The sequence below is a fragment of the Micromonospora craterilacus genome (genome assembly GCF_003236315.1).
Lineage (GTDB): Bacteria > Actinomycetota > Actinomycetes > Mycobacteriales > Micromonosporaceae > Micromonospora > Micromonospora craterilacus.
This window is the reverse complement of sequence record NZ_POTY01000271.1, coordinates 1-8670: the sequence shown is the minus strand read 5'-3', so window position 1 is coordinate 8670 and position 8670 is coordinate 1. Positions and strand designations below refer to the sequence as shown.

General features: G+C 72.8%; 7 protein-coding genes and 1 pseudogene. 3 read left to right on the top strand and 5 right to left on the bottom strand.

Annotated features, from left to right (window positions below):
* Both C1I95_RS29125 and C1I95_RS29120 read left to right on the top strand, forming a co-directional pair.
* Nucleotides 1–179 (top strand): annotated as a pseudogene (locus C1I95_RS29125) (AAA family ATPase); the annotation flags it as partial.
* Nucleotides 176–1705 (top strand): ABC transporter substrate-binding protein, encoded by a 1530-nt coding sequence (locus tag C1I95_RS29120; protein WP_111218630.1) that lies wholly within the window; start codon nucleotides 176–178, stop codon nucleotides 1703–1705. The pseudogene C1I95_RS29125 and the gene C1I95_RS29120, both read left to right, overlap by 4 nt.
* A gap of 89 nt (nucleotides 1706–1794) precedes the next feature.
* Here C1I95_RS29120 and C1I95_RS29115 read toward each other — a convergent pair whose 3' ends face one another.
* From C1I95_RS29115 to C1I95_RS29100, 4 genes are all read right to left on the bottom strand, one after another.
* Entirely contained in the window at nucleotides 1795–3162 is a 1368-nt protein-coding gene (locus C1I95_RS29115; RefSeq protein ID WP_233513960.1) for an ABC1 kinase family protein, read from the bottom strand.
* 37 nt (nucleotides 3163–3199) lie between these two features.
* On the bottom strand, nucleotides 3200–3838 hold the full coding sequence (locus tag C1I95_RS29110; RefSeq protein WP_111218628.1) for a YncE family protein: 639 nt from the start codon (nucleotides 3836–3838) through the stop codon (nucleotides 3200–3202).
* The gene (locus C1I95_RS29105) at nucleotides 3835–4728 is read right to left on the bottom strand and encodes a class I SAM-dependent methyltransferase (RefSeq protein WP_111218626.1); all 894 of its coding nucleotides are present in this window, start codon (nucleotides 4726–4728) and stop codon (nucleotides 3835–3837) included. Before C1I95_RS29105 ends, C1I95_RS29110 begins: the two co-directional genes overlap by 4 nt.
* 75 nt (nucleotides 4729–4803) lie before the next feature.
* Nucleotides 4804–6708 (bottom strand): AfsR/SARP family transcriptional regulator, encoded by a 1905-nt coding sequence (locus C1I95_RS29100; RefSeq protein WP_111218624.1) that lies wholly within the window; start codon nucleotides 6706–6708, stop codon nucleotides 4804–4806.
* 286 nt (nucleotides 6709–6994) lie between these two features.
* Between C1I95_RS29100 and C1I95_RS29095 the strand changes: the two genes are divergently transcribed.
* Nucleotides 6995–7759, top strand: a complete 765-nt coding sequence (locus tag C1I95_RS29095; protein WP_111218632.1) for an NADPH-dependent F420 reductase — start codon at nucleotides 6995–6997, stop codon at nucleotides 7757–7759.
* Here the strand turns inward: C1I95_RS29095 and C1I95_RS29090 are convergent.
* Nucleotides 7687–8400: a winged helix-turn-helix transcriptional regulator gene (locus C1I95_RS29090; protein WP_111218623.1), complete on the bottom strand. Its 714-nt coding sequence runs from the start codon at nucleotides 8398–8400 to the stop codon at nucleotides 7687–7689. The two genes, C1I95_RS29095 and C1I95_RS29090, sit on opposite strands and share 73 nt — an antisense overlap.
* Nucleotides 8401–8670 lie beyond the last annotated feature (270 nt).

The following is an 8670-nucleotide window of genomic DNA, read 5'->3' as shown; positions in this document are numbered from 1 at the left end:
GGGACATCGAGGACAACCTGTCCGAACGGATCCTGTTCAACGAACTGACCCCAGGCCAGATCGTCGTGGTCGACTGCGAAGGCGACCCGAACAACATCGACAAGTCCAAACTCGTCTTCCGCGGCTCAGACAAGCCGGCCGCCGGGACACTCCCCGACGTCGGGGCGGTGCCCGCATGATCGGCGTACGCGAGCAGCAGCGCGCCGAGGATCCGCCGACCGGCACCGGTCCGCTCCGTTTCCTCGGGCCGGTGCCCGGCGGACTGCCCGACGAGCCGGAACCGGGCACCATCGGGACCGGGCAGGTGCTCCGGCTCATCACTCGGCAGCTGTTCGCCTACCCGGTGACCACCGACCCGGCCGCCCGACCGGTGCCCGACGCCGCTCTGGAGCTGCCCACCGTCGACAACGGCGGGATCAGCCCGGACGGCCGCACCTGGCGTATCGGGCTGCGTCGCGGCGTCCACTGGGACGCCCAGCGCGCCCGGGAACTGGCCGGTGGCGACGTCGTACGGGGCCTCAAGCGCACCGCCCACCCGCTCGCCCGGTCGATGCGCCCGTACTTCGGCGCGCTGATCGAAGGGCTGGCCGACTACTACCGGCGCTACGACGAGGAGTTCGGACACTGGGAGGCGCACGCCCCCGCGCTCGCCCAGTTCTCCCACCTCACCCGGATCCCGGGACTACGGGCCGAGGGCGACACCGTCGTGCTGCGGCTCACCGAGCCGGCCGACGACCTGCTCGACCTGCTCGCCACCGGATACGCCGCCGCAGCCCCACGCGAGTACGACTACTACGTGCCGGACAGCCCCGAGCTGTACCGGTGCAACCCGGCGTGCGGGCCGTACCGGATCGCCAAGCAGCTGACCCCGGGCGGCGACTTCGTCCTGGAGCCCAACCCCCGGTGGGATCCGGCCACCGACCCGATCCGCCGGCGCACCGCGTCCCGCATCGACGTGGTGGCGTCCGCCGGCGGCGAGCCGGTCCACGACGCGACCGCCTTCGGGGTGCTGTCCTGGGACCTGCCGGCGCCGGCGGCCCGCTTCGGCGGAACCGGTTGCAGCTACTACCTCTCCGCGCTGCCCGGTGGGTCGGCGCAGGCGCCCGCCGCCCGCCACGCGCTGTCCTGGGCGGTCGACCGGGCTGCCCTCGCCGCTGCGGCCCGCACGGCGGGCGCCGACGGCGCCGCCGCCCAGCACGGCGTCCTGCAACCGGGGGATCCGGGCGCGGAGCGCTTCGAGGACGCCGCACCCGATGCCGGTGACCCGGAGCGGGCTGGACGCCTACTCGCCGACGCCGGGCTGGGCCCGGGCACCCGGCTGACCGTGGCGGTGCCGGTCGGCTCGCGGCCGGCGGCCGTGGCCACCGCCCTGGCCGGCGTGCTCGCCCGGTACGGGATCGCTGTCGTCGTGGTGTCTCCCGGCGTACCCGGCGCCGATCTCACGCTGCACGAGTGGGCGCCGCGGTGGGCCGGCAACGCCAACCGGGATCTGCTGCACCGGATCTGGCCGTCCGACGGCGGCGCCGGAGATCCGGCCAGTGTCGCCGCCGATGCACTGCGGGCGCTCGACCCGGGCACGGCCACCGCGCTGTGGCGCCGCTTCGACCGGCTGGCCACCGCCGACCTGCGGCTCGTACCCCTGATCGTGGCTGCCTGGCCGCGAGCCCGGGCGGACGCCCTGGCCGCCGGGGCGGCCCGCTGGTGACGCCAGCCGGCCAAGGTTGACGACCCGTACGAGCGGGTCGGTCGCGTACGCGACCGACCCGCTCGGGCTCGCGAGGGTGCGGGCGGGAATCAGCGGATGCCGAACAACGCCCGGTTCAGGACCGGCTTGGCCGTCTCCTGGAAGTCGATGTCCGGGTCGAGCGCCCGCACGGTGCCCTCCACCACGAGCAGCGACAGCAGCGGGAACACCAGTTCCGGCGACGCCGCGACCCCGTGGCGGCGTTGCAGGTCGAACAGCTCGCCGGCGAACGCGATCAGGCTGAACTCCTTGGCGGACAGCTTGTAGCTGCGGGCCACCAGGTCCTTCACGCCGTCGGTGAAAGCCGGCACGTTCGCGTCCTCGGATACCCCGATGGCGCTCTCCAGCACGATCGCCGCGCACCGGTCGCCCCGGCCGATCGACATGTTGAGGAAGAAGTCGGCGAACAGCTCCCGCATCCGCTCCGACAACTGGACGCTGAAGCCGGCGTCCAGCACCACCACTTGGCCGCCTCGGGTGAAGTAGAGATTGCCGGGGTGCAGGTCACAGTGGACGAAACCGTTGATGAACAGCATCTGGTAGACCACGGTCAGGGTGGACGCCGCGAACGTCCGACGCATCGCCCGCGAGCACTGGGCCGCCGTGTCGACGGCCAGGTCCGGGATGAAATCCATGACGATGGCCGCCGGCCGACTCGCCCCGGGATGCACCCGGGGCACCAGGACGCGCGGCACCGAACCCAGATCCTCCCGCAGGCGGCCGAGGTCCCGACCCTCGCGGCCGAGGTCGACCTGCCCGAGCACCGAGTCGCAGAGGTTGTCCACCACCTCACGGACCGGCACGCCCCGGAACATCGGCAACCGGGCGACGAGCGCTGCCCCCCGGCGCAGCAGCGCGAGGTCGGCGGCCATCTGGGGGCCGATCCCGGAACGGCGTAGCTTGAGCGCGACCGTCCCTCCGTCCGGCAGCGTCGCCCGGTAGACGCAGGCGATGCTGCCGCTGGCGACCGGGGTCTCCTCGACGGCGGCGAAGACCTCGTCCACCTGGTCGCCGTACACCTCGCGCAGCGCTGTCCGGCCCTGCGCCACCGACATCGGTGGCACGTCGTCCTGCAACACCGACAGCTCGTCGCAGAGCCAGGCCGGCACGACGTCCCGGCGGGTGCCGAGGACCTGGGCCGCCTTGATGAAGGTGGGCCCCAGGCGGACGACGGTCCGGGCGACCTCCCGGGCGAGCCGGCGCCGGCCGGCCGGTCGGCCGTGCCGCACCGCGGTGGCCGAGGCGGTGGCCAGCCCCGCCGCCATCGACGCTGTCGCCACCGCACCGATGGCGAGGGCGCGACCGGTCAGCCGGACCCGTTCGGGGGCGGGGGAGCGGCCAGATTCGGTCGGGGGAGCGACGCGCAGGATCGGTGAGCCGATGGGAGAGAGACTGAGGAGGAATTTGAGCGGTACCATCAGGCGCCTTTCTGCCGGGGGTCAGCAGGGCCCGGGGTCAGCCCCGTGCGATGGACAGCCCCGGGACGTCCAGCGCCCGGAGGCGCATGTTGCCGGCGTCGGCGTACCACAGCCGCAGGCCGTCCCAGGTCAGGCTGGTTGCGGGTCGACCGTCGACCTGGATCTGCAGCACGTTCCGCCTGGTCTGCAGGTCGAAGACCGTGATGGCCTCGCCGAGCCGGTCGGTGTGCGCGACGTACCGGTCGGTGACGGTGACGCCGGCGACGCCGAGCGGTGCGGGTGCCGTCGCGAGCAGCCGCAGGTCGGAGGCGTGCCGCAGTTCCAGCGCGTCGGGCCAGCCGAGCCAGACCCCGTCCTTGCCCGCCTCCATGCCGCAGACCGGCACGCCCGTGCGCGGGCTGGCCACCTCGCGCAGGATGTCCCCGCTCTGCGGTTCGCACAGCCGCAGCGTGGTGGCGGTGGCGTAGAGGAGGCAGCCGCCGAGATTGGTGAGCCCGGCCACCAGGCCGGGACACGCCAGTTCGGCGCCGGGCTCGCCGGTACGCGGATCGAGACAGACGGCCCGCTCGCGCCCCGCATCGGCGTACCAGAGGGCGTGACCGGACCAGGTGAGGCCGGAAAGCTGGTCGGCGTCGACGGAATGGTCCCGTACCGACGCGGCAGTGTAGATGATCATCGTTCGCCCACCCGGTCGAGGTGACAGTCGAGGCGCCACCGGGTCACGTCCCGGGCGGCGGAGCCCTCGGGACGTCGGGGACGCACGTGTACGGTGTCGCCGGCCGCGACGGGCGTGTGCCGGAGCGGCCAGACGAAAACGGCCCAGTTGCAGCCCAGGTACGACGGCATGTTGGACAGTTCGATGCCCGGCGCCAGCGTGGCGGTGAAGTAGCCGAGCACGGCGTGCAGCGTGCCGGCCGTGTGCAGGGGCAGGGCCAGCGGGCGGGCGTTGCGCAGGCCGGTGTCGCCGCGGCCGGTGTCGACCAGCACGGCGGGCTCGCCGAGCAGGGTCGGCTGCCGGGTGAGGAAGTGCAGGTGGGCGGTGGGCTCGATCAGCTCCTGCACCACGTCGAGCCGCATCCCGAGGAAGTCCTCGGACCAGATCCCCCAACCTTCGGCGTCGAACTGCACCGGCGCGAGCCAGGTGACCACCCGCTCCGGCACCACGGCCCCGCCGGGCCGCAGGTTGCGGCGGTTGAACACGCGCAGGATGCGGGCCATGTCCTCCTCCGGCCCGAGGTTGCCCATCAGCTCGCAGACGGTCACGTCCGCCTGCTGGGGCAGGCGGACCAGCCGGGCGTCGCCGGCGATCAGGGTCACCCGGTCCTGCCAGCCGTTGGCCTTGATGATGCGGTCGGCGACGGCGGCTATCTGAGGGTCGGCCTCCACGGCGTACACGTGGGCGGCGCCGTGCCGCAGCGCGAGCGCGGTCAGCGCCAGCGTGCCGGCGCCGACGTCGGCGACCACCGTGTTCTCGTCGATGACCGCGGCGAGCGCCTGGTCGTACGACTCGACGCGTCTGCGGTCACCGAGCATCGCCTGGTGCATGAGCAGGTGGCGTTGGTCCATGCGAGATCTCCCGCTCGTCGACCGCCAGCATCTACTAGAGAATCATATAGCAGTGTTTGGTGCTTGTCGCCTGCCTCAACGGCCGGCATGGCAGCCGCAGCCACAGCCGCAGCCGCATCGGCCAGCCGGCGGGCCAGCGTCCACCCCGTGCTCATGCAGCAGTTGCCGAGCCAGCGCGTGTACGGTGCCGAGCATCCGGTAGCGCCGGCCCGACGAGCCGTGCATGACCTCCAGCACCGATTTGTCCACCAGCCGGTCCAGCAACACCCGTAGCGTCTCGGGCCCACCGGCGACCGCCCGGCCGGCGACGGCCGCCGTCTCCAGGCCGAACTCGGCCGGCACGGCGCCCAGCGCCTTGAAGCACCGCCGCTCCGCCGGACCCAGCAGCTCGATGCTGCGGTTGACGGCGGCGTGCAGCGACCGGTGGTGGCTGGGCAATCCCCGGCGGGGCGGCTGGATCCGGCGCAGCGGATCCTCGACGACGTCGACCAGCGCGTCCAGCCGCTGGGTCCGCAGGCAGGCGGCGGCCAGCTCGATGGCGAGCGGCAGCCCGTCCAACGCCCGGCACACCGAGGTCACCGCCTCCAAATTGGCGTCGGTGAGGCGGAAGCCCGGCTGCACCTGCGCCGCCCGACGGGCGAACAACTGCAGCGCGGGCGCCGCCGAGGGGCCGCGGTCCGCCTCCACCCCCAACGGCCGCACCGGGTACACCGCCTCGTACGGCAGGCCGAGCAGTTCCCGCGAGGCCAGCAGGACGGTGACCTGCGGGCAGCCGCGAAGCACATCGTCGACGAGATCGGCGGCGTCGTCGGTGACCAGCTCGGCGTTGTCGAGGATGAGCAGCAGTTTGCGGTCGTGCAGCCGGTGCGCCAGCGGCATCGAAGCGCCGGCGTGCCAGGACTCCGGCTCCTCGACCACGGCCGCCGTCGTCCGGGTCAGCTCCGGACCGGTGCGGACGCTCGCCAGGTCCACCACGACGACCCCGTCGGCGAACCGTTCCCGCAGTTCCTCCGCCGCGGCCAGGCCGAGCGCCGACTTGCCGACCCCCGCCGGGCCGGTCAGGCTCACCATCCGGAACTCGCCGAGCAGGTCGCAGACCGCCGCGAGATCGGCTGAGCGGCCGATCAGCTCGTCCACCACCGGCGCCGGTCCCCGCCAGGGCGGCTGTTGCACGCCGCCCCGGCCCGGACCGGGCGGCGGCGGAGCCGCCTCGGCGTCCAGCACCTCCCGGTACGCGGCGGTCAGCTCGGGGCCCGGGTCGACGCCCAGGTCGAGCTTGAGGCGCATGCGGACGTCGGCGTACCGCTCGATGGCCCAGGCGCGTTGCCCGATGCGCGTCAGCGCCTGCAGGACGCGCGCCTGGACCCGTTCGTTCAGCGGCTCGGTCTGGGCCAGCCGTTCGGTCAGCGGCAGGACCGAGTCCGGCCGATCCAGCTCCAGGCCGAGCCCGATGTAGTCGAGTGCGGCAACCAGGAACTCCTGCCGTAACGGGCCGATGTCGTCCGGCTCGACCAGCAACGCGGCCAGGTCACCGAGCTGCGGGTCCCGCCACTGTTCGAGGGTCTCGCCGTACCGGGCGAAGGCGCTGTCGGCCTCGCCGGCCTCGCGCCGGGCCGCGGCCTCCCGGATTCCGGCCCGGAACGTGAACAGATCGAGCTGGTCGTCGCCCACGGCGAGCCGGTATCCACCCTGCACCGAGGCGATGACGTTGGTACGCCGCCGCCGTGGGGTGTCGGGCTCCAACGCATGACGCAACCGCGCGACGTAGGTGTGCACCAGGCTCGCGGCCCGGGTCGGGGGCTGTCCCGGCCAGAGTACGACGACCAGGTCGTCCAGCGGCACATGTCCGCCGGCCCGTAGGGCCAGCAGGGCGAGGACCGCCCGCTGCTTCGGGGGCCCCAGGTCGACCTCCCTACCACGAATCGTCGCTCGGACGGGACCGAGGATCTCAATTCGGGGCTCGATCTCGGTCCGGTTCACGCCGTCCCCCAAGCTGTCGTGGCGCTGTGCTCGGTTCTCCACCACTTTAAGTGAAGAACTTCCATACTTAAAGTGGTGACTCGTGGCTGTAGGCCGTCAACCCGGAGGCAGGTCGGCGTCAAGTAGCCGTCAAGTCGGGTGCGAGACACTGTCCCGCGACCACCGGCAACACCCGATCGGTCGGGTCCGGTCCGGCCGGGGAATTCTGACCACCGACCCGGAGCCAACAGATGCGCAGGTTCGCACCGTACGCTTGTCACCCGCGCCGCGGCACGCGGTGCACCTCATGATCGTCGGCATCCTCGGGCGCGGGCGGATGGGATCGGCGCTGGCCCGGGCCCTTGCCGGGCAAGGTCAGTCGGTGCTCATCGCCGGCCGTACGCATGCCGTACGGCAACCTCCTGTGCTGGCCGCGTACCCCGAGATCCACTGCGTACCGACGTCCACCGTGGTCGCCGGCGCCGATCTGCTCGTGCTCGTGCTGCCGTTCGCCGCCGCCGTGGAGTTGGCACTCGACGGGTTGCTCGACGACGGGCGTGGGCGCACCGTCATCGATGCGACAAACCCGACGACGGCCCCCGCCGGCACAACCGGGCGCGGTCGGTCCGGTGGCCGGTTGCTCGCGGAATTGTTACCGCGGTGGCGGGTGGTCAAGGCCCTCAACACCGTACCCGCCGGCATGCTCGGCGAGCCGGTGCTGGACGGGCGGCCGGTCACGGTGCCGCTGGCCGGGGACCACCCATCGGCCAAGATCGAGTCTGCTGGTCTGCTGCGCGGGCTCGGATTCGTCCCGGTGGACGTCGGCGGAATCGACCGGGCGCCGGCATTGGAGTCACTGGCGGAACTGCTGATGGCGATCGACAACCAGCACGCGTTGCGCGGCCGGCTCGGCTTCTGCCTGGCCCTGCCCGACCCGTCGGCGATGGCGCAGCCCAGCACGACGTGGGGCGGCCGGGCACCCGGCCCGGCCGCCGAGCGTCAGCGCCTCGCGCCGCCGGCCGCCGAGAGCATCCGCTCGCCGCTCGGCCGGCCACCCAGGCCCAGCAGGTAGAGGCAGCGCGGCATGGCCGCGGGCGGGCCGGTCACCGAGACCGCCCCGCTGACCACCGCCTCGACCGGCTCGATCGCGCCGCTGCCGAGGTCGAAGAACGTGCGGGCGTCGGTGACCACCCGAAGCGTCGCGTCCGCGCCGGCCGTGCCGCTGACCGTGCGGACCTCGCCGTCGCCGACCCGGACGTGGAACACCTCGCCCTCGATGTCGAACTCGTAGACCTCGTCGGTGAGCGCCCGGGCCGGGTCGACCATGGACTCGATCGCCAGCACGGCCCACGAGGCTCGGGTGACCGGCGCGCGGAGCTGGCCCGGCTGCTCGGCGAGCAGCGTCAGGCCGAACCGGGCCAGCACCAGGACCGGCTCGCGCAGCTTCTCGCCCAGTTCGGTGAGGGCGTAGCCGGCGGTGCGCCGCTCGGCGTCGATGGGGTGGATGATGCCCGCCTCGGTGAGGAAGGCCAGCCGGTCGGCTAGGAGGTTGGTGCCGATGCCCGGCAGGGCGTCCAGCAGGTCCCGGTAGCGGCGCGGCCGGACCAGCAGTTCACGGACGATGAGCAGCGTCCAGCGTTCGCCCACCACGTCCAGCGCGAAGGCCAGGCCACACTGCTGACCGTACGTCCGGCGGTCTCTTTGCTCTTTCACGGCGCTCCTCCATGCCGCAGCGCGGGCTCAGGCCACGCCCCTTTACTTAGACATAGTACACGGCGGCCTCTTCCAGATTGCCCTCCTACCCGGAAGCCCTGTCTGAACGTCGATCAGAATCGCTCCGTCCGGTCCCCGTGTCCCTAGTACGGCAGCCGCCGTTTGGGATCATGGCTGGAGTTCGAGGTTGAGGCGTCGGGTGTAGTGGGCTTGGCGGGCTCGGGCTTGATGGCGGCGGCGCCAGTCTGACCAGCGGAGGCGGTGGGTGAG